The 19,980-nt window shown below is 49.9% G+C and carries 18 protein-coding genes; 3 read left to right on the top strand and 15 right to left on the bottom strand.

The genetic code is table 11. The features are described 5' to 3' along the window. The 4 genes from EDM57_RS01525 to EDM57_RS01510 all read right to left on the bottom strand — a co-directional run. The coding region (locus EDM57_RS01525) for an SAM domain-containing protein (RefSeq protein WP_483995142.1) at positions 1-376 on the bottom strand (376 nt) is incomplete at its 3' end. 173 nt (positions 377-549) lie between these two features. After that, complete coding sequence (locus tag EDM57_RS01520; RefSeq protein WP_148039087.1) at positions 550-1,233, bottom strand: Imm3 family immunity protein; 684 nt, start codon at positions 1,231-1,233, stop codon at positions 550-552. 21 nt (positions 1,234-1,254) lie between these two features. Then, positions 1,255-2,820, bottom strand: a complete 1,566-nt coding sequence (locus tag EDM57_RS23605) for a deaminase domain-containing protein (protein ID WP_246005708.1) — start codon at positions 2,818-2,820, stop codon at positions 1,255-1,257. 282 nt (positions 2,821-3,102) lie between these two features. Then, positions 3,103-3,519: a hypothetical protein gene (locus EDM57_RS01510; RefSeq protein ID WP_246005707.1), complete on the bottom strand. Its 417-nt coding sequence runs from the start codon at positions 3,517-3,519 to the stop codon at positions 3,103-3,105. A gap of 252 nt (positions 3,520-3,771) precedes the next feature. On the opposite strand from EDM57_RS01510, the gene nfi reads away from it, so the two are divergent. After that, on the top strand, positions 3,772-4,446 hold the full coding sequence (gene nfi / locus EDM57_RS01505) for a deoxyribonuclease V (RefSeq protein ID WP_122903013.1): 675 nt from the start codon (positions 3,772-3,774) through the stop codon (positions 4,444-4,446). Positions 4,447-4,515: 69 nt separating this feature from the next. Here the strand turns inward: nfi and EDM57_RS01500 are convergent, their stop codons facing one another. The 8 genes from EDM57_RS01500 to EDM57_RS01465 all read right to left on the bottom strand — a co-directional run bounded on the left by EDM57_RS01500 (position 4,516) and on the right by EDM57_RS01465 (position 13,001). Beyond that, positions 4,516-4,989, bottom strand: coding sequence for a toxin-antitoxin system YwqK family antitoxin (locus EDM57_RS01500; protein WP_122903012.1), 474 nt, complete (start codon positions 4,987-4,989; stop codon positions 4,516-4,518). Beyond that, on the bottom strand, positions 4,979-7,525 hold the full coding sequence (locus EDM57_RS01495; RefSeq protein ID WP_122903011.1) for a YwqJ-related putative deaminase: 2,547 nt from the start codon (positions 7,523-7,525) through the stop codon (positions 4,979-4,981). The genes EDM57_RS01500 and EDM57_RS01495 overlap by 11 nt, the downstream gene beginning before the upstream one ends. A 23-nt stretch (positions 7,526-7,548) precedes the next feature. Next, complete coding sequence (locus tag EDM57_RS01490) at positions 7,549-7,944, bottom strand: DUF4280 domain-containing protein (RefSeq protein WP_122903010.1); 396 nt, start codon at positions 7,942-7,944, stop codon at positions 7,549-7,551. A 2-nt stretch (positions 7,945-7,946) separates the two neighbouring features. Further along, complete coding sequence (locus EDM57_RS01485) at positions 7,947-8,483, bottom strand: hypothetical protein (protein WP_122903009.1); 537 nt, start codon at positions 8,481-8,483, stop codon at positions 7,947-7,949. A 2-nt stretch (positions 8,484-8,485) separates the two neighbouring features. Next, entirely contained in the window at positions 8,486-9,112 is a 627-nt protein-coding gene (locus EDM57_RS01480) for a hypothetical protein (RefSeq protein WP_122903008.1), read from the bottom strand. Next, positions 9,109-10,521, bottom strand: coding sequence for a type VI secretion system Vgr family protein (locus EDM57_RS01475; protein WP_122903007.1), 1,413 nt, complete (start codon positions 10,519-10,521; stop codon positions 9,109-9,111). The genes EDM57_RS01480 and EDM57_RS01475 overlap by 4 nt, the downstream gene beginning before the upstream one ends. Further along, positions 10,518-11,117 carry a hypothetical protein gene (locus EDM57_RS01470; protein WP_122903006.1) on the bottom strand — a complete coding sequence of 200 codons (600 nt, stop codon included), beginning with the start codon at positions 11,115-11,117 and terminating at the stop codon, positions 10,518-10,520. The genes EDM57_RS01475 and EDM57_RS01470 overlap by 4 nt, the downstream gene beginning before the upstream one ends. Before the next feature lie 300 nt (positions 11,118-11,417). Further along, positions 11,418-13,001 carry a M4 family metallopeptidase gene (locus tag EDM57_RS01465; protein WP_122903005.1) on the bottom strand — a complete coding sequence of 528 codons (1,584 nt, stop codon included), beginning with the start codon at positions 12,999-13,001 and terminating at the stop codon, positions 11,418-11,420. A gap of 282 nt (positions 13,002-13,283) precedes the next feature. Between EDM57_RS01465 and EDM57_RS01460 the strand changes: the two genes are divergently transcribed. Beyond that, positions 13,284-14,924: a peptide ABC transporter substrate-binding protein gene (locus EDM57_RS01460; RefSeq protein ID WP_122903004.1), complete on the top strand. Its 1,641-nt coding sequence runs from the start codon at positions 13,284-13,286 to the stop codon at positions 14,922-14,924. Between the two features lie 157 nt (positions 14,925-15,081). Here the strand turns inward: EDM57_RS01460 and EDM57_RS01455 are convergent, their stop codons facing one another. From EDM57_RS01455 to EDM57_RS01445, 3 genes are all read right to left on the bottom strand, one after another. Beyond that, positions 15,082-16,470 (bottom strand): L-cystine transporter, encoded by a 1,389-nt coding sequence (locus EDM57_RS01455; protein ID WP_122903003.1) that lies wholly within the window; start codon positions 16,468-16,470, stop codon positions 15,082-15,084. Positions 16,471-16,660: 190 nt separating this feature from the next. Further along, positions 16,661-16,909 (bottom strand): hypothetical protein, encoded by a 249-nt coding sequence (locus EDM57_RS01450; RefSeq protein WP_122903002.1) that lies wholly within the window; start codon positions 16,907-16,909, stop codon positions 16,661-16,663. Positions 16,910-17,101: 192 nt separating this feature from the next. After that, complete coding sequence (locus EDM57_RS01445; protein ID WP_122903001.1) at positions 17,102-17,899, bottom strand: carbon-nitrogen hydrolase family protein; 798 nt, start codon at positions 17,897-17,899, stop codon at positions 17,102-17,104. Between the two features lie 262 nt (positions 17,900-18,161). On the opposite strand from EDM57_RS01445, the gene EDM57_RS01440 reads away from it, so the two are divergent. Next, positions 18,162-19,910 carry a hypothetical protein gene (locus tag EDM57_RS01440; protein ID WP_122903000.1) on the top strand — a complete coding sequence of 583 codons (1,749 nt, stop codon included), beginning with the start codon at positions 18,162-18,164 and terminating at the stop codon, positions 19,908-19,910. The last annotated feature ends 70 nt before the right edge of the window (positions 19,911-19,980 follow it).

Raw genomic sequence — 19,980 nt, 5'->3', positions numbered from 1 at the left:
CCAGCGACAAGCCGCTTGGCGCACTCGTTTTCTTGGCGAGAATCTGGCTTTGCGCCTGGATGACAACCCGCTTTGGCGTGTAGAGTGAAATCTCTTCCTTCGCATTTAGAATCAGCTTTCTATGGCCGGTCAGCGTAATCCCCACGTGGTCGTCCAGCGTTATCTTCAACGGTTCCTTGCATCCACTCACAATCGAAAGGGCGGTGGGCGCAAGCTCCAGCTCGCTTCCGTGCTCTGTCCCGAAATAGCTAATGTTCGGGTTGGCTGTCTTCGCGCAACTGGCGCTGTCTTTACGGACGCAGCCAAGCACCACCGCCCGCTTTCCCGTCGAATCGGGGAAGTACAGGCTGGCATTCGCATGATTTTGAGCATGCAAAAAAGCTCATTCCTACTCATAAATCAAAATAGGAATGAGCTTTTGAAAGTTTATCAAGCGTTTGGTTTGTTCGTTCTATTGTACGATCTTGTTAGTTTGCTAAAAGTATTTTACAGTCTCTAGCATCTGATCCATATTCGATCTGTTCACGTCTACATCCAGGAATATTCTTTTTATATATTAATTAATAAACTTTTGATTCTCCTTGCTAAATCTTCTTTTTCTTCTTCCGATAACTGTTGCCCTACATCTTCTATGTTGAACTGCTTTAGTTCATGTTTTATGTTGTTAAGTTCTTCTTGAGCATTGATTCCTTTGTTAATCAATATTTCAGCTAAAGTTACTTTTATTGTAATATTCTCACTAAGTGTATTCTTGCAGTCTCTTTCAAAACGTTTTAGCACTTTATGAGCAATTTCTTCTGAAGAGGTTACACTAATAACGTTATCAAAATAAACTTTTACTTCCTTGGTCAGCTCATGATAATACCAACGTGCTCTAGGATCATGATTTAATGGTAGTGTATTATTATCAAATTGACGTAATATATAGTCTCGTCTTTCTAATAAATCTTCTACTTCTTCTGTACTTAAATGCTCTCGAATATGATTAACATTTAGATTTGCTAAGACTTCCCTCATTATTTCCTTAGAACGAACGGAAATCTTTGAATGTGTTAGAGCAATTCTAGCTAACGCGATATAGATAGCTGCTTTCTCGACTTCCCCCTCATTCATAGAAAGCTCAAAATCATAAGTTGTTCTTGCCAGCGCTTCATAATCACTGAAATTTTCATCCTTGTATTCAAAATAAGTATCATACACTGCGGTTAAAAGCTCGTAATAACTCCAATTCAACTTTTTCACACTCCAAATTTTTTAATTCACCTTAATTTTTTTACCATTATTATGAATGATTTCAATATCAATATTTGGATACTCTTCATGAAATGCTTTTATAACTCTACTGCAACTTCCACACGTATCAAGTTCAGTGAATAACTTTATTTTACCTCTCGCATTAGGATTCTCTCCTAATTTATTTGCAATATCGTTTAAAATTTTGTATTCGGTATCCATATCCCTTAGAAAAACATCTCCTACTTCATTGGGAGCAGGTGTTGCTTTAAACTTAATTTTATCATCTGTCGGTTTAATAGAGAATCCTTCATAATTGGGATTCCCATTTGTTGCATCAATTTTACTATGCGCATAGAATTCTTTTTTGTCCAATCCTGATATATTTACCTCAGCGTAACCAAAGTTCCCTCCCCCTCTTTTCTTAAGAAGAGTGTTGGATACCAATTTTTTGTATTTAGTAGCCCGCTCAAGAATATATCCTTCAGTCTCTAAATCGATTTCCCTTGTTGGATATACCTTACCGCAACTTACATTACCATCCTTACCCGTCCCCTCAACCTTCGAACTCGCCCCCCGCTTCAACGCCCCACGATCCCTCTCAGCACCTTTCGCCAACCAGGACGTCCCTACGGAAAAAGCTCCGCCCAGTGCTGCCCCAACCGCAAACGACTCCAGCGCCTTGCCTCCATCCGGCGTCCGGCCGTCCCACAGTTCCCGCAGCGAATAATCAATATATCCCGAGGTTCCCCCCATAAACATGACCGAGCCAAGCCCTACGGTCGTTTGTCCTCCTGTCAGCGGCACAACCGCTCCTCCGCCGATCCCTGCAACGGGGCCGAAAATCGCTCCGCATACCGCGCCGATCACGGCCCCTTGGGCAGCGCTTTTGATATACGCGGACGGACTGCTCGCCTCCCCGTTGATGAGATCGGTCGAGGCGGTCATCACGACACCACCTATCGCTCCGAGAGCGGCCCCTACCGCTGCCGCTCCAATCACCGCACCAGCACCAAACGTCGCTACCGTCAGTGCTACGGCCCCGACAATCGCTACAGCCCCGAGCACGCAAAGGGCCAGTTTTCCCCAATCAAACGGCGGCTCCGGCGGTGGGGGCGTTCCTTTTTGCGGCTCGTCGTCATACGCGGGAAACGTCGCCCGGTCCCGTCCTTCCATGTGAACGGCTGTCCCCAGGAAGTGATACTCACTCTCCAGCGAAAAGCCGCTTGGCGCGCTCGTTTTCTTGGCGAGAATCTGGCTTTGCGCCTGGATGACAACCCGCTTTGGCGTGTAGAGTGAAATCTCTTCCTTCGCATTCAGAATCAGCTTTTTATGGCTGGTCAGCGTAATCCCCACGTGGTCGTCCAGGGTTATCTTCAACGGTTCCTTGCATCCGCTCACAATCGAAAGAGCGGTAGGCGCAAGCTCCAGCTCGCTTCCGTGCTCTGTCCCGAAATAGCGGATGTTCGGGTTGGCTGTCTTCGCGCAACTGTCGCCGTTTTTGCGGCCCCAGCCAAGCACCACCGTCCGCTTTCCTGTTGAATCAGGGAAGTACAGGCTGGCATTCGCATGATTTTGAGCATGCAAAAAAGCTCATTCCTACTCATAAATCAAAATAGGAGTGAGCTTTTGAAAGTTTATCAAGTGTTTGGTTTGTTGGTTCTATTGTACGATCTTGTTAGTTTACACAAAATATTTTACAGTCTCAAGCTGATTAGATAAAACGATTCATTAACCATTCATCATAGTTTTACAGCTATTTACTTGAAATGAAAATAAATTTATTAAACTTCACTACTTATTCCATGAAACATCTCTTTATTGTTATTGAGCATTTTCAATTCAGTATATCTGGCTGTTCTCATTTAACTAAATAGGCAAAGGATGCCTTTCAAGAAATTTACTTAATAGAGTGTTTTTGTTGGAGATAACATTTTCAATTTTTTCATACGGAGAGTCACCATACTCTTCTATAATCTGTTCATTCAAGTCAATCAAAACCTGCTTTACTTTTTGATGGATACTTTCATGACATCTTATCACAATTGCGTAATACCAGTCCTTTTTATTAAATTTAACTAAAATGAAACTATTTGGATCCTTGGTATCCTTTATTAAACGAATAATCTCTGTATCAGACTCAAAATCTTGTATATGTTTCATCTTATTGTCTTTAGTTAAATCAACAGGAATTTGCATTATGTCGCCTATAACCATTACTAGCTCATGAGTATATTCATTTGGAAACTCAAATTCGTATTGCATCAATGAACCATGTTCCATCATGTTTCCCTCTCCCTTTCTTCAAAACCTCTCCAGTCTTTTGGTGGCCATTTTCCATACCTTAATTTATAAATCACTAGTGTTGCATCAATGTTATCAAGAAAGAGGTGCTCAGATGGTCAATCATTAGATTAGCATTCACACTTAAGAAATCTGTCTAGTTTGGTGTTGACAGTCCAAACTATGAAACTTAAAAAATAATTGTTAAAATAACAACAACTTTTATATCCTATCAATTCAAAAGGAGTCATCAAAATGGAACCAATAATCCAGCACCAATGGAATATTAGTGAAATAGAAGCAATCCATTTACAACAAATGTTGGCTAAAAAAGTTATTAAAGAAGATCAATTTGCTAAGATCAACTATGTTGCTGGAGTAGATGTAGCGTACTGTAAACATAGTGATAATATAGTTGCAGCAATCGTCATATTAGAAGCCGACTCATTGCAAGTGGTGGAATCAGTGACAGTTCGAGACACTGTTGATTTCCCTTATGTACCTGGATTGTTTTCATTTAGAGAGTTACCTCCTATTATCAAGGCATTTAGTCAATTAAAGACCCCGCCTCAGCTAATTGTATGCGATGGTCAGGGAATTGCGCATCCTAGGAGATTCGGATTAGCCAGTCACTTGGGAGTGCTTTTTGATATACCAACAATCGGATGTGGGAAAACAAGATTAGTAGGTGAGTTCCAAGAGCCTGACCTTAAAAGAGGTTCATATTCGCTATTAATGGATGATGGGGAGGTAATAGGGGGAGTATTACGAACTCAAGACAATATTAAACCTATTTTTGTGTCAATCGGTCATCGTATTTCCCTAACATCAGCTTGTGCGTGGATATTAAAACTCTCACCAAAATTCCGTTTGCCAGAAACTACTCGACAAGCGGATCAACTCGTTAATAAAGTTTTATGTAACAAGTGAGAATTGCATCTTATGTTGTTTATAAAAATGGGAGCAGAAAATAAACATCTTCTACTCCCAAACATCTTCTCACTCTCTCCCCATTTTTCTGTGAAGCTCTCTACGTGATAATAATAATTTAAAGTTATCACTGTTTTCGCTTAATTTTCTACTTACAATTAAATTACCATTTTCGTCCCATTCGTTATAACTTAACTCTACTCCATTTTCATATTCACCCAGCGATTTTATCTTTCCATTTCTATACCAACTTGTTTTCTTCCCTTTAGTTTGCCCATGCCTCATTATCTGTTCAGATTTTTTTTCCCCATTCTCATAAAACTCCTGAAACAAACCATGTTGAAAACCATTTTTGTAAAAACAAAAATATCTTAATCGGCCATCGCCATACAGTTCATAAGCAATTCCGTTAAACGGTTTCCCCCCTTCATCCTCTGCATTGTCCAATATTTCATCACTAGTAGACGAGTACCATAAATCTTCAAAGTCGACTCCGTTACTAATAATTTCCTCGATCGTATACTTTTCTCTATTATCTTCCATGACGATGCTTTAGCACCTCCGGTATAAAGTTAGCCCCTTGAGTTATATATTCGCAATGGGGACAACGAGGCATTGGGGTTCCAATGGGCATTTTCTTATTGATTTTCCTAGCAGAAATTACATAAATCATAAAATCTTCTAAGTTGGCATCAGGTCTATCTAATAATGCTCTATTTAAGGCTTTTACTTCTGCGTGTGAACCTGCACCAAGTGATTTGATATAACCTTTCTCTATATCTGGAGGCATACCTCTTATTCTCTCACTAATCAACTTATGTTGTGTTAAAGGTACTTTTCCTTCAGGGTCGTTTATGTCGAAGTAATACTTTCCCGTCTTTTTATCTAGTACCCCAGCAATCGCAGGACCTAATTCTTTCTTAGTCAAGCCACTCTTCCTTACCCTATGCAATTCGTCATGAACCGCTCCCCTTAAGTTAATACGCTGATGTAATTCTGTAGGACTTAGCCTGCCATACTTCGCTCTTAACTCTTCTAAACGGCTTTCTTTACCTTTCGCCGTCCCCTCAACCTTCGAACTCGCCCCCCGCTTCAGCGCCCCGCGAACCCTCTCAGCACCTTTCGCCAACCAGGACGTCCCTACGGAAAAAGCTCCGCCCAGCGCGGCCCCTACCGCAAACGACTCCAACGCCTTGCCCCCATCCGGCGTCCGCCCGTCCCACAGTTCCCGCAGCGAATAATCAATATATCCCGAGGTTCCGCCCATAAACATCGCCGAGCCAAGCCCTACGGTCGTTTGTCCGCCTGTCAGCGGCACAACCGCTCCTCCGCCGACCCCTGCAACGGGGCCGAAAATCGCTCCGCATACCGCGCCGATCACGGCCCCTTGGGCGGCGCTTTTGATATACGCGGACGGACTGCTCGCCTCCCCGTTGATGAGATCGTTCGAGGCGGTCATGACCACGCCGCCTATCGCTCCCAAAGCGGCCCCCACTGCTGCCGCTCCAATCACCGCACCAGCGCCAAACGTCGCTACCGTCAATGCCACGGCTCCGACAATCGCCACAGCCCCGAGCACGCAAAGAGCCAGCTTTCCCCAATCAAACGGCGGTTCCGGGGGTGGGGGCGTTCCTTGCTTCGGCTCGTCGTCAAATGCGGGAAACGTCGTCCGGTCCCGCCCTTCCACGTGAACAGCAGTTCCCAGAAAGTGATACTCACTCTCCAGCGAAAAGCCGCTTGGCGCACTCGCTTTCTTGGCGAGAATCTGGCTTTGCGCCTGGATGACAACCCGCTTTGGCGTGTAGAGTGAAATCTCTTCCTTCGCATTTAGAATCAGCTTTCTATGGCTGGTCAGCGTAATCCCCACGTGGTCGTCCAGCGTTATCTTCAACGGTTCCTTGCATCCACTCACAATCGAAAGGGCGGTAGGCGCAAGCTCCAGCTCGCTTCCGTGCTCTGTGCCGAAATAGCGGATGTTCGGGTTGGCTGTCTTTGCGCAACTGTCCCCGTTTTTGCGAACGCAGCCAAGCACCACCGCCCGCTTTCCCGTCGCATCGGGGAAGTACAGACTGGCGTTCGTGCCCACCTGCGGCATGCAGTACATCACATTGCCTGTAGGCGGGGCAAACGGAAACCAATATGCGGTCTCCTTGGACTGCTGCTCGTCTATCTCCAGATGAAGCTTGACCTGCTCGCCCTGGACTGCAAGCACCTTGCCTTCCAGCGAGACGCCGGAGAGCTTCGGGTTGTGGATTCGCTCCTGCCGTATGCCGTCTATCCGGGACAAGCGATACGTATAGACAAACAGCCCCCGCTCCATCCGGGCCTTCACTTCGCTGACGACCATCCGCTTGTTGCGGAACCAGATTTCATCTCCAATCGTATACCGTTCGCCGGACTCGATTTCGTAGGTGAAAAAATCGGTATCGTGCAAGCCGGCTGCATCGCCGCCCGCTTTTTGGTACGCCAGCAAATCCTTGCTCGCCGTATACGCCACATCATCTGACAACGTATAGCTTTTCCCTTGCGGCAGTCCAAACGAAAACCGCGGTGTTGCCTCCATAATATCACTGACGAGAACACCGTGAAAATGGCTGGCCAGCCGCCTGAGCAGCTCCCAATCTGTCTCGTCGTACTGGATGATCGGCTCGCCGATCTGGACGCCTTCTCCGATGCTGACGTTCACATTGTAGCCGGGATATGTCTTGATGATTTCCTGGACCAGTTGGGGATAGGTCATGTCTGCCTGCTGGAAAGAGCGGCGCTTTTTCGTTACATCGAGCTGAAAGCTTCCAGAATGCCCTTCCAGTTCGATCTCGTAAACGCCTTGCCGATGCGCGATTTGAACAGAAGTCACGATTCCCTTGAAAATCGTGGTTTCGCTTTCGCCATCTGTGTCATACAGGCGGATTGCATCATCGGAGGCGGCTTGCAGCACGGCATTTACCGTTTCGCTGTCGTCCACGACGCCCCGCAGGTACAGCTGGGCGTGTTCGTTCGGTTTCCACTCCATTCGTACGTCTTCGATTCGTTTGATCCGGTACGGCGCTGTTACCCGGATCCGTTCATACCCTGTCATCCCTCATTTGCCTCCGTTTGGATCTATTCGTCATGCTGCCCGTCTGTGAGAAACCGGATGACGCCCTGGTAGCCACAGATGAGCTGGGAATCGGTCGTAAGTGCTGCTTTGCCTTCTACTCTCGTCTCTTCCTTCGCCTGGAGCCAGGGAGCGCAGATGAGAGGCGTGCATGGCTTACCCGCAATGTTTTGGCCGTCTTCGGCGATCAAATAGATGGTGGCGTTGCTTGGATTGGACGGACTTGAGCAAATACCGAAATGGGCAATATTTTCTCCCGCTTTGTAATCTTCACTGTTCATCATCGGTTTTCCGTTCACATACGAGCCGTGGCTGACGGGCAAGTTAATCCGCCTGGCGTGGCTGCCGCAATTGCAGCGCATTTTCGCCCCTCTTACCACGTAGCGCGTTCCTCCCTGCATCATCAGTACCCCCTTTCTTCCACTGGCACTCGTTCCAGCCGAATCCCTGTCAAATCCCGCCGCAAAATACTCTCGGCCACATCCAATCGGACGACGATCAGCGGTTTTTCGCTCTCTTTGAGCCGGACGATCTTTTTCCCGCGCAGCTTTTCTTCCAACAGCACCAGCCTTTTAATCACACTTTTGTCGAGGTTGAATTCGCTTCGGGGGCTGACGGCTTCCACTTCTTCCAGGATCGGCAGATAGTAGTTGTTCTGGCGGTGGCGGGAGAGGTCGATCAGCGGCACCAGCTTGAACAGCGTGTCAGGTTCGTACGCTTCCACCACCCGCTTCAGCTTGTCCGACAGCAAAAGCAACTGGCGATCCATTATGTCGAGATAGCTGCTCTCTTCTCCCGCTTTGACATGGAAAATCAGCGGGTCGGCGATTTTATAAGCGCGTGTGGGATGAATATCCCGCGTGTCGATTTTTTTGTGGACATCCAGTAACAACGGCACATCCGTATACCGTTCGTCTTGTTTCAGCAAAAAATAGTCCATGCTTACGCTCCCTTGGTTTGTTTCTCTGCCGGGCCGGGGTGAGCGTACAACACTTCGGCCTGATCCCGGAATTCCCCGGCCAACAGGCAAATCTCCGGCGATTTGGCCATCTGACAGTAGCCTTGGCACTCCAGGAGCACGGGCACCATGCTTTTTACAAATTCCACCGTCAGCAAATGGTACTTGATCGCTTCCATCAGCTTGATCCGCTCGATGTCCATCGACGTGATCTTTCTTGCGTAGCTGGACTTGACCGTCTCCAGCTCCGCCATCCGCCGGAACAATGGAGCAAAGATGAAGTCCGCTTCCCACACCACAGAGCATTCCGTCCTGTCCAGAAACCAGTTTTCATCGTAGGCGTCCAGACGGTACGCGGCCCTGTTTTCCAGGATGCTTGTCCGCAAAAAAGAAAAGTAGATGGTGCAAATCTCCCCTTTTTCCCCTTGCTCCTGCTGCCTGGCTGCCTGTGCGCACAGCGCATGGAAAGTGTCGCAAAGGCTGCTCTCGATGCTTTCCTTTTGCTCGCGATACCGCTGGTCAATCTCGATCAGGTCGTGCTGCCACCGATCCTTCACATGAGTCTGCCAAAAATCATGGATGGCCGCCTGCTTGTCCATCTGCCCGCTCATTCGATATTTACCTTCGCGCCGCTTAACGTCACATCGTCGACGATGCTCAAGGTAGCGTCGGCCTGCTTCATGTCTACGCCTGCTTCTCCATGAATAACCACTTTGTCGCCCCCGATGATTTCAATATCCTCCTGGGCAGTGAGGGTGATTTTCTTGTCGCTGTTGATCTCGATGCCGCCCGCATCTGTCAGGCGCATCAGCAGCTTGCCGTTTCCAATAATCTCGATTGCTCCCGGCCGAAAAATGATTTGCTTGCCGTATTTCGTGCTGATGCTCTTGACTGCGGGATCGCTGCGCTTTTGCGGATCAGAGGAGAGCAGGTCGACCGAGCTTGCGGCAAAGGCATGCTGCTCCTTTGCATCAGGAAAGTACAGGCGTACCTCATCCCCGATTTCCGGCATGCAGTACCAGCCGCTGCCATCGGGGGAAGAGTAGACCGTCGAGTAGGCAAACCAGATGGCTTCCTCAACCGGCTGCTTTTTATCAATGTGCAAATGCACTTTTACCGTATCTTTGGCCACATCCAATACTTTGCCGAACAAAGAAGATCCAGCCAATTCAGGGGGAAACAAGGTAGGAAAGCCTAGCCCTTTTTGATCGCGCAAGACGTATCGATGAACCAGAATCCCGTGTTCGATCCTCGTTTCGGCCCTGTATACGTAAAGCGTGCGCCGCAAGAAGGCAACCGGGCTGCCCAATTCCAATATTTTGTTGCTGGTGACTTCATAGCTGATGGTGTCTTGCTCCGTAATATCCTGCTTGTCGTTTTCTGTTTTCAGCTTGTATTCCTTCAAATTTTTTTGAATGATGTAATTGTATTCCTCCAGCTTTTGCGGCTCGCCCAGGTCCGGGATTCCGACAAAATACCTCAGCCCCTTTTGCGTGCAGACGGGCACCAATGGCGCGTGAAAATGAGAAGCCAGCCGCTTGGCAAACGCCCAATCGGTTTCCTTGTATTGCACCAGCAAGCCACCGATCTTCCGTCCGCCTGATGCTTCATCGACCACCTGGGCGCCAGCATACGCTCCGGTGATCTGGGCAAACAGGTCGCGATAAGCCAGGTGCTTGTTTTGGAAGGAACGGGTTTTCCTTGCCATATCCATCTGGAGAGTCGTGCTGTACGCCTCGATGTCGATGTACCGCACACCTCTTACGGCACGGACAGACAGTTTGGTAACGATGCCTTGAAACAACACCCGTTTTTGCGCCCCGTCCTGAACAGACACCTCTATGCTCTCATTCTCATCTGCCTGCTCGACGTACTGGTCCAGCTTTTCTTCGGGCACGATTCCGCTTACCGTGAGCTTGATATGATCGTTCATCTGTTTAATCAGGTGCAATTGTGTAATGGTTTCAAATGGATAGGGCGAGACGAAAATGTCGGTATACGTATGGACAGATTGGCTCATCCTTGCTCCTCTCCTTTGTTCTCTTCCGTTACGCTTACGGTTCTCATGACCTGAAAGGCAATCTCCCGCCACTCTTCATACTCGGCAAACGGGCAGCAAAACGTCCCCATGACCATTTTTCCTTCCAAGGCAAGGAAAAACATGAGGTGATACAAAAAGCCGTCCAGTGCCGGGCTTTTAAAGTCGAAGTAGCCAACCTGCTTTTCTCCGACCATTTCTCCCCCTTCTGTATAGAAGACATTTGCTGGATTCGCCCTTTTGATCGTCGCTTTCATTCCTGCCGTCAGTTCTTTGACCCACTGGTCCTGCAAGTCTTGCTCGACCCTGCTCAACGTAATATTGATGGCGCCCGTCTCATCACATTTGATGATCTGCGGCCGCTGCTGGTACGGATATTTGATCGCCCGCAAATGCTCGGGCATGTCCGCAAAATCTTTTGGGATGTACAGGCAAAGCTTGTTGTCCCAAAATGCTTGCTGTTCAAACTCGTAAAAGCGGCTTCCCACCCTGACTGGTCCGGTGCAAATGTTAAGGGGAACGCTCGTTTTTTCCGATTCATTCAATAGGGCCAGTATCTTTTCATCCATATGCTCCATAGCTTTGTACCGCCTTCTTCGTTTTATCAACATCCTGAATAATACAAATTTCCCATATTATTGTACAGGGAGCCTTTTCCATTTATCGGAACTTTCCCCCCTTCCTTTCACCCCAAAATGACAAACAGAAAAACCGATCCTGGACTTGAATGGGCGTTACCTTGCATGATCGAACCCGGAAAGCCGTGATAGCCCCGTCATGCCGCGCCTAAATAAAAAAAGCAACCACCCATGCGAGTGGCTGCTTTCTTGTTATTCAGTTGCAGCAAAACGGTCCCCTTTGCTTTGTCAGGTGATCGTTTATTTTACGCCTACAGCGTCATACGCTGCATTAACAGCCTGGACCTGACGGGAGTTTGCACCGAACAAGTCAGTAGCGGAAAGCACTGCTGCACGGCGCATAGCGGAGAAGTTGGAGTAAGGTGTCAGGTAATGCGTCAGGGCATGGTAGTAAATTTTCGCTGTATCTGCGCGGCCGATGCCGTTGACGCGTACTCCGTAGTGCGTGCCGCCTTCTGCCAGCAGGTACGCTGCCTTGTTGTTGATTCCGCTGTTGATGTGGACGCCGCCGTTATCCTGGGAGCCGGTGTAGCGCTTGCTGTAGTGATCCGGGTCGCCATACGCTGCTGGATCCTGCAGGGAGCGCAGTGCGTCTCCGCTTCTACCTGGTGTGTAGATGTCCTCGCCCATCAGCCAATCGTCGTTGTCAACCATCGCGCCGAAAATGTCGGACATCGATTCGTTCAACGCACCCGATTCATTTTGATAAACCAGTCCTGCTGTTCTCTCGGTTACGGCGTGGGTCAGCTCATGCGCTACTACGTCCAGCCCGCCGGACAGTGGCAGGAATGTAGTGCCGTCTCCATCTCCGTATACCATCTGGCTGCCGTTCCAGAAGGCGTTATTGTATCTCGTGCTGTAGTGAACGGTGGAGCGGATCACGGCGCCGTTTCCATCATAGCTGTTGCGGTTGTGGACGTTGCGGAAGTAGTCGTACGTCTTTTGCGCATGGGCGTGTGCATCGACTGCAGCCCCATCTGTCCAATAGTTGTCGCTGTCGGTCATAAGCGTGCCAGGAAGCGAAGTGCGGTTATTGGCCGTGTATGTCTCGATGCCTTTTCCGCGCGTCGTGTCTCTCAACACGTACGTGCTGCCTTGCTTTGTGGTCTCGAACTGTTTCGTATCGCCCAGTACTCCTTTTCCGGTTGCGGTCACGTGGTCAAGCATATTGTATTTGTTGATGACATCTCCGCTGTGGGCGTCGATGAAATACATCCAACGGCCTGGCTCCGGATCGAGGAAGTTCAGCTCGACTGCATAAGCCAGGTAAGATTCATCCTCATGCACGTAAATGTACAGCTTCGCCTCTGGGTCCTGGATGAAATCAGGCTTTTCGCCCACTTCGCCCTCAACGTCCTTGATCGCTTGTTTCACTGCTTTTTGCTCATTGAGCTTCGGCTTCTTTTTCAACTGCTTGTTGGAATCGAGATCGGGAATGAATTGGCCCAGAAAAGACGTGACATTGCCGTCAGCATCTATGTGAACGGTTTGCTGGAAGCCGTAAATCGGAATTCCGTTGTAGACTTCCTGCAACCGATAGTGCTTCGTATCCGTTTCTTTGTTGCGAGCCTCATTCACAATTTCGAAGTGGTCCTCCACATTTCCTTGAATACGGAACTCGTCTTTGTACTTTTCGAGGTATGACCAGACGACGTCATCCCCCTTTGCCCCTTCTGGCTCCCATACTTCACCGATATACTGCGGTGTGTCCCACTGTTTGTGGTAGTCGATCTTCGTTTTGGCGAAAGCAGGCACCGACGTAAATCCCGACACACCTACGGCAATGCTGAGAGTAAGGCTGGTAGCAAGGTAAGACTTTTTCATTCTAAAAAATTCCCCCAATCAAAATAATGTGAATGTGTGAAACATTTTATACTATTTGATATTTTTGGTAAAAATCCCTTTTTTTGAAGGAAATTTTCTGTCGACATTTTCTTTTCTTCTTCAACAAATTGTGACAATCCCGTATTGACTGGCAATTCCCATTAGCATTCGGGCTCAGCACGATTTGAATTTGCAAAGGAATTAAAAAATTTTACCTTTGCGAAAATAAACGGAAACGCCTACTCTGAATATATGTTTTTATCATTTTCAAGGGGGATGCACATGAAAAAGGGCATTGCACTGGCAACCTGTCTTACCTTGCTGTTCGGGGTAATCACAGGCTGTACGAACTCGACAACCACTTCCCAACCCAAGGACCAATCATCCGCCGCACCGACAGAGGCGACAAAGACAGAACCGATGGTGCTGCGCTGGAGCATCAACAGCGAACCGCCTTCCATGGACCCTGGCATTGCGGTTGACGCCGATTCGTTTGACATGATTTACGCTGCTTTTGAAGGCTTGACCAGCTACGACCTGAACGGACAACTGACCAACGCCACCGCAGAAAGCTTCACCAACACGCCGGACTACATGAACTACACGTTCAAAATCCGCAAAGACGCCAAGTGGAGCAACGGCGATCCTGTCACCGCCCACGACTTCGTCTACGCGATCAAACGCAACCTCGATCCGCAGACAGCGTCCGAGTACGCCTATCAGCTTTACTACATTAAAGGGGGAGAGGAATACAATACAGGGAAAGGAAAAGCCGAGGACGTAGGAGTAAAAGCACTCGACGACTACACCGTTGAATTCAGCCTGAAAGCGCCTACGCCGTTTTTCCGTGAGCTGACCTTTTTCCCGACGCTCTTCCCGCTGCACCAAAAGACAGTGGAGGGCAACCCGCACTGGGCGGCCGAAGCGAAAACGATCGTGGGCAACGGGCCGTTCATCATGGACACCTGGGAGCACAAAAGCAAGATCGTCTTCACCAAAAACCCGCACTACTGGGACAAGGACAACGTGAAGCTCGACCGCCTGGAAATCTCGATGATCGAAGACAACAACACGGCTTTCTCCATGTTTGAAAACGGCGATATTGACTGGGGCGGCTACCCGGCCTCCACGCTGCCGCCAGATGCCATCCAGTCTCTGAAGGATGCAGGCAAGCTGATGGTGGCAGACAATCCCGGCACGCAATCCGTCGTGTTCAACACGAACAAGCCGCCTTTCAACAACAAAAAGATCAGACAAGCCTTTTCCTATGCCATCAACCGCCAGGAAATCATCGACAACATCCTGCAAACCGGCGTACCGGCCGCTTACGGATGGGTGCCGACCTCGATGGGCTTGAAGCCGGACGGCTACTTCAAGGAGGACGCCGAAAAGGCGAAGCAGCTTTTGGCAGAAGGGATGCAGGAGCTTGGCCTGACTTCCTTCCCGACCGTCACCTACACGTACGACACGACCGACACGAACAAAAAAGTGGCGGAAGCTTTGCAGGACCAGTGGAAAAAAGTGCTCGGCGTCGATGTCAAGCTGTACAATGCAGAGCTGAAAGTGTACCGCGACTTGCGCTCCCAGGCCAATTTTGACCTGATCCGCTTCCAGTGGGGTGCTGACTTCAACGATCCGATCAACTTCCTGGAAATGTTCCGCGACAAGACAGGCGGCAACAACCACCCGGATTGGGAGAACGCCAAGTTCAAGGAGCTGATCGACAAGAGCTACCACGAGCCTGATCTGGAAAAGCGCAAGCAAATTTTGCTCGAGGCCGAAACCATCCTGATGGACGAAATGCCGCTTGCACCGATCAACTTCCGCGGAAACCCGTACGTGAAAAATGACCGGGTGAAAGACTTCATCATCTTCCCGCTCGGGGGCGCGTACTTCAAGCACACGTCGGTGGTGACGCAGTAACCACGTCATACGCATACAGCAGGCTGTACCTGTCAGACGAAGACGGTACAGCCTGTTTGTTGCTTGCCTAAAGTCTCGTTCCAGCAAAAGACAACAAACCCGGCTGCTCCTGCCGGACAGGCAGAACGGCCGGGTCTGTTTTTCGCGTCTTTTCGTGTTACACCGTCACAGACTGCTGCTGAACTCCGTTGAACACTTTTGTATCCAGCTCTTTCGTCGCCCGGCTCGTCAACAGCCCGGCCGTCATGCTGCCGCTCACGTTGAGCGCTGTGCGGCCCATGTCGATCAGCGGCTCCACGGAGATGAGCAGCCCGACAATTGCGACCGGCAGGTTCATCGTCGACAGAACGAGCAGCGCTGCAAAAGTCGCTCCGCCCCCTACTCCGGCAACCCCGAAGGAACTGAGGGCAACCACGACGATCAGCGTCAGGATGAACGAAGGCGTCAGCGGATCAACCCCGGCCATTGGCGCTACCATGACGGCCAGCATCGCGGGATACGTGCCCGCGCAGCCATTTTGGCCAATCGACAGACCGAAGGAGCCGGCAAAGTTGGCGATTCCTTCAGGCACACCCATGTCTTGCGTCTGTGTTTTCACGTTCAGTGGCAATGTCCCAGCACTCGTGCGGGAGGTAAAAGCGAAGGTCAGGACAGGAAACGCCTTTTTCAAGTACGTGATCGGGTTCAGTCCGGCAAAAGCCAGCATCAAAAGATGCACGACAAACATGAGCACCAGTGCCACGTACGAAGCGATGACGAACTTGCCGAGCTGCCAGATCGCATTGTAGTCGCTCGTCGCAGCTACGCGCGTCATGATCGCCAGCACCCCGTAAGGCGTCAGGCGCAAAATCAGCGTCACCACACGCATGATGATGGCGTGCAGCGCGTCGACGATTTTTGCGAACAATTCCGATTGTTCAGGACTTTTCTTTTTCACGCCGAGATACGCGATCCCGATAATCGCAGAGAATATGACAACCGCAATCGTAGAGGTAGCCCGCTCTCCCGTCAGATCGAGGAACGGATTGGCCGGAAGCAGCTCCAAAATTTTTGCGGGCAACGTCATGTTTTGAATGTCGCCCAGCCGTTGCTCTACCTGTTCAATGCGCGCCGATTCCGCTTCTCCCTGCTGGAACTGGCTGCCGTCCAGATGGAAGGCAAACGTGGAGGCGATCCCGATGGCAGCGGCAATCGCTGTCGTGCCGACCAAAAGCCCGATAATCAGCGAGCTGATTTTGCCGATGTTGTTGGCCAGCTTCATTTTGGTAAAAGCGGCAACAATCGAGATGAACACCAGCGGCATGACGATCATTTGCAGCAGCTTCACGTAGCCTTTACCCACGATGTTGTACCACTCGATTGAGTCTTTCAGGACGTCTGATTTGGCTCCGTAGACGAATTGCAGGATGAGTCCGAAAACAATCCCGATTCCGAGACCGACAAATACCCGTTTGGAAAAAGAGACATGTTTCTTCTGCATGGCGTACAAGCCGCCAATGAATATGAGCATGAAAATGATGTTGAGAATCGTAAGTAGCGTTGACATATTTTTCTCTCCCTTTCTCCTCTGAACTCGTACTGTTTCTCTTTGTCAGTCTACATATAGTTATATTACCGACAATACCTACTGGTCAAGTAAGAATTGTAAAAAAAGGCCGTCTCGAACTCTGCACGAAAAAAAGGAACCGCCGCCGGGACGATTCCTTTCTGCTTTTTGCCTAAGTGTGTCGTGTGTACTATTTGGTTTGTTTGGAGATCAGATGCCACAGCCAGGTGAGCAAAGCCGCTCCGATCACCCCGGCAATGACGTTGAAGCCAGCCCACATCCACAGCCAATCGCCCAATACCAAATCTCCAAGCCAGCTGCCCAGAAGCGCAGCGATGAGCGAAGCCCACCAGTTTGTTCCTGCCGCTTTTCCTGTCAAGATCATGTTCATTGCCCACCAGACAACGACGCCGACGACAGCCCATACGAACCAGAACATTCGCACACACTTCCTTTCTCATGATAGTAACGCTTTCATAAGGGCTCGAAAGATGAATGATATGTACTATAATCCTATGACGAAAAAACAAAAAAGTGCCTGGCCACTTCCTTTTTCCCAAACAAAATACAGTCAGCCGCCCGTTTGCACAAGCGGGGCGACTGACTGCTTTTTTGCCAAAATCCCATGTATTTAATTGGTGTACAGTTCCGCCCGGCGGTTGGCTACACTCGGCAGCTTGCCGCGCACGCGTTGAATCCGCTCCAGATCCAATTCCGTTACCAGCAAAGTTTCTTCTTCTCCCGCACTGGCAACGACGACGCCCATCGGATCGACGATCATGCTGCGTCCCGCAAAAATGTTTCCAACCTGGTCAGCCGCGCATACAAACATCGTGTTTTCGATCGCCCGCGCGCGAACCAGCGTCTCCCAATGATCCTCCTTCATCGCGCCCGCTACCCAGCCAGCGGGTACGAACAAAATGTCCGCTCCTTGCAGGGCAAACTGCCGCGCGATTTCCGGGAAGCGCACCTCGTAGCAGACCATCAGCCCGATTTTGCCAAACTCCGTTTCCACTGCGCGATACGGATTGTCGCCAGGCGCAATAAAATCTGATTCGATATAGGAAAAAGCGTCGTACAAATGTGTCTTGCGGTAGGCGTGAATCAGCTCGCCCTCTCGATTGAGAAAGACTGTCGTATTGTAGGCGCGATTTTCATCCCCTTCAATCGATTCAAACACGCCGCACACCACGTAAATGCCATGCTGTTTCGCCGCTTCCGCCAGTCCGGCAACAAACGGGCCGTCCAGTTTTTCCGCTACCTCCGCTGGTGTCACTCCCGACTTCGGCGTGGCAGGAGTGCTGTACATCTCGGGCAAAATGACAAAGTCTGCCCCGGCTTTTTTGGCTCTGGCGATATAGTCTTGTGCTTTTTGCAAATTCAGGCCCTTGTCCATCGTCGCTGTCAGTTGTGCAATCGCTACTTTCATCTTCCATCCCCCATCCTTCCCATACGTTCAAACTCTGCTCGCTCTTATATGCTAGTATAACGGAATTTCGCCCAGTTCCAAGCCATATTGCTTCCGCGCAAGCACTTGACAACAGCTAACTTTCCTGACCTCTTTTTCGTGCCGACCTCCAGTCCAAAATACTCTGTCAGTCAAAACTTTTTACAAATTTGCGCGTATCATACTACTATATGGAATATTCACCTGCATATGATTGAACTTTTCGTACAGGAGTCGGCGTTTCATGAATCCTTTTGCTTCCGTATCCATGCTGGAAACAGCCAAGCCCATCCGCAAGGCGTCACCAGGCCTCGATCCTCATATCGAAATGTACAAACTCTTTCTCACCGCAGAAGAGGCGGTAGAAATCCATATCAGCAATTTGACACACCCATCCTCTGCCATTGAAGTGTATGACGTACACGGAACAAAGCTGAGTGAGGCCCGCTTTGCTTCCGATGGCACCATCATCCTGCCCTTTTTCCCCCGCGAAGACGGCTTCTACTACATCAAGCTGACGATTGGGCCAGACCCTGACCCGCAGCACACCTGCCAGCTGCATGTCGACAAATACGTTCGCCTGAGCGGCACGATTGACAGCAACCGCGTGTTTACGGCCAAAGACGGCCCTTACCTGATCGGTCCCGAAGACGCGATCATTCCTGCCGGCGTCTGTGTCAGCTTCGAGGCCGGCACCTCCATCAATGTCCGCTGCCAGCACAAGCTCATCGTCCAGGACAACGGCTCGATCTCGTTCAATGGCGAAGCCGACAAGCCTGTCGTCATCATCGGAGCCATCGACGACGGCAGCCCTCACCGCTTGCGCCAGCTCGTCCTCGCTCCGCTGGCCAAAACCAGCTTTGCACACATCCTCGTGCAATACGACCATGACGAGGACGGCGTTGACTTTTTGGCCTCCTCGTCTCCTTTTACCGAAGGCGCTACAACGCTGGAACAGTTTCAGGCCGATATGGCGCATACAAGCTATTTGGAAAGAGCGATTGTCGTTCCGCCTTCTGCCCGGCTCGCCTTCATCAAAACATGGTTTCAGCAAACCAGCCCGTACCGATTCAACCTGTTTGACGACCTGCTGCCGTCAGAGCTGTACTTCGGAATGGACGTCACGACATTCGCCCACTGGGAGATGGAAACAAAGCGGATCGACGAGCAACGCTCCCAGGCCCAAGAAGTGAATTACTGGGATTTCGTCAACGGCAACTTCACGGCCGATCTGCTGGAAGCGACCCACCTGTTTGCCAGCAACCGGCAAAGCCCAGAGCCGCGCCTGCAGCGCCTGATTGATTTTTTGCTGATCGCCCAAAAATGGCGCAAAAAGCACGGCTATTTCAAATGGTATGACTTGATCGACCCGTTCAACGAGCACGACGATGAATTTTTCAAGACGTTTGAAGCGATGTCCTCTGCCTTCTGGCTGGCGCACAACACCTCGATCATCTACTGGGATACGATCGCCCGCGATCTGGGCATCTGGCAAAAGGAAAATTTCTTCGAGCGGCAATTCATCAACTCGGTCATCGTGCGCCTGCATTTCGCTGCCGACCTGCCGTTTTCGCTCCCCGGTTACGGAAACAATATCCCGCCCGTCGGCTTTTTGGGCATTTCCATCCACTACGGACCGCTGCGCTATCCGCGGCAATACCCTGCTCCCGGACCGGAATCTGCGGTAAACTTCGGCCCGCTCTCCACAGCGGAATATTTGAAGTTCCTCCTGGTGTCGCTGGTAAAAGGCAAAACCAATCCCGTCTACACCTGGTGGATTCCTACGCAGGCTGACAAAGAACTGTTCGAGATTCTCAACGAAAAAGGCGTCTCGCTCGAATCGCCGCCGGAAGACTGGGATCGCGAATTTGTCCAGCCTGCGCAAAAGACACTGGAGGAAATTCGGGCGCATTACCTTGGACCACTGGCACTGCGGCCGAGCAGAAGCGCAAATGGCTATTTGCCAGCGCAAAACACCCTGGGCACGACCTGACAGAATGGAATCGAGCCGGAACGAAAAAAGCTGCCCTCTCTTGAAGCGCTGCCCTCGTCATCTTGCGAGG

Origin of the sequence: Brevibacillus gelatini (assembly GCF_003710935.1) — a bacterium.
Classification (GTDB): Bacteria; Bacillota; Bacilli; order Brevibacillales; family Brevibacillaceae; genus Brevibacillus; species Brevibacillus gelatini.
Note: the sequence above shows the minus strand (reverse complement) of the source record. Positions and strands in the feature narration are given on the sequence as shown.

Bases quoted from the DNA above. Each gene is read 5' to 3' on its own strand.
- EDM57_RS01510 (WP_246005707.1), bottom strand. From the start codon at position 3,519: ATGATGGAACATGGTTCATTGATGCAATACGAATTTGAGTTTCCAAAT.
- nfi (WP_122903013.1), top strand. From the start codon at position 3,772: ATGGAACCAATAATCCAGCACCAATGGAATATTAGTGAAATAGAAGCA.
- EDM57_RS01500 (WP_122903012.1), bottom strand. From the start codon at position 4,989: ATGGAAGATAATAGAGAAAAGTATACGATCGAGGAAATTATTAGTAAC.
- EDM57_RS01495 (WP_122903011.1), bottom strand. From the start codon at position 7,525: ATGACAGGGTATGAACGGATCCGGGTAACAGCGCCGTACCGGATCAAA.
- EDM57_RS01490 (WP_122903010.1), bottom strand. From the start codon at position 7,944: ATGCAGGGAGGAACGCGCTACGTGGTAAGAGGGGCGAAAATGCGCTGC.
- EDM57_RS01485 (WP_122903009.1), bottom strand. From the start codon at position 8,483: ATGGACTATTTTTTGCTGAAACAAGACGAACGGTATACGGATGTGCCG.
- EDM57_RS01480 (WP_122903008.1), bottom strand. From the start codon at position 9,112: ATGAGCGGGCAGATGGACAAGCAGGCGGCCATCCATGATTTTTGGCAG.
- EDM57_RS01475 (WP_122903007.1), bottom strand. From the start codon at position 10,521: ATGAGCCAATCTGTCCATACGTATACCGACATTTTCGTCTCGCCCTAT.
- EDM57_RS01470 (WP_122903006.1), bottom strand. From the start codon at position 11,117: ATGGAGCATATGGATGAAAAGATACTGGCCCTATTGAATGAATCGGAA.
- EDM57_RS01465 (WP_122903005.1), bottom strand. From the start codon at position 13,001: ATGAAAAAGTCTTACCTTGCTACCAGCCTTACTCTCAGCATTGCCGTA.
- EDM57_RS01460 (WP_122903004.1), top strand. From the start codon at position 13,284: ATGAAAAAGGGCATTGCACTGGCAACCTGTCTTACCTTGCTGTTCGGG.
- EDM57_RS01455 (WP_122903003.1), bottom strand. From the start codon at position 16,470: ATGTCAACGCTACTTACGATTCTCAACATCATTTTCATGCTCATATTC.
- EDM57_RS01450 (WP_122903002.1), bottom strand. From the start codon at position 16,909: ATGTTCTGGTTCGTATGGGCTGTCGTCGGCGTCGTTGTCTGGTGGGCA.
- EDM57_RS01445 (WP_122903001.1), bottom strand. From the start codon at position 17,899: ATGAAAGTAGCGATTGCACAACTGACAGCGACGATGGACAAGGGCCTG.
- EDM57_RS01440 (WP_122903000.1), top strand. From the start codon at position 18,162: ATGAATCCTTTTGCTTCCGTATCCATGCTGGAAACAGCCAAGCCCATC.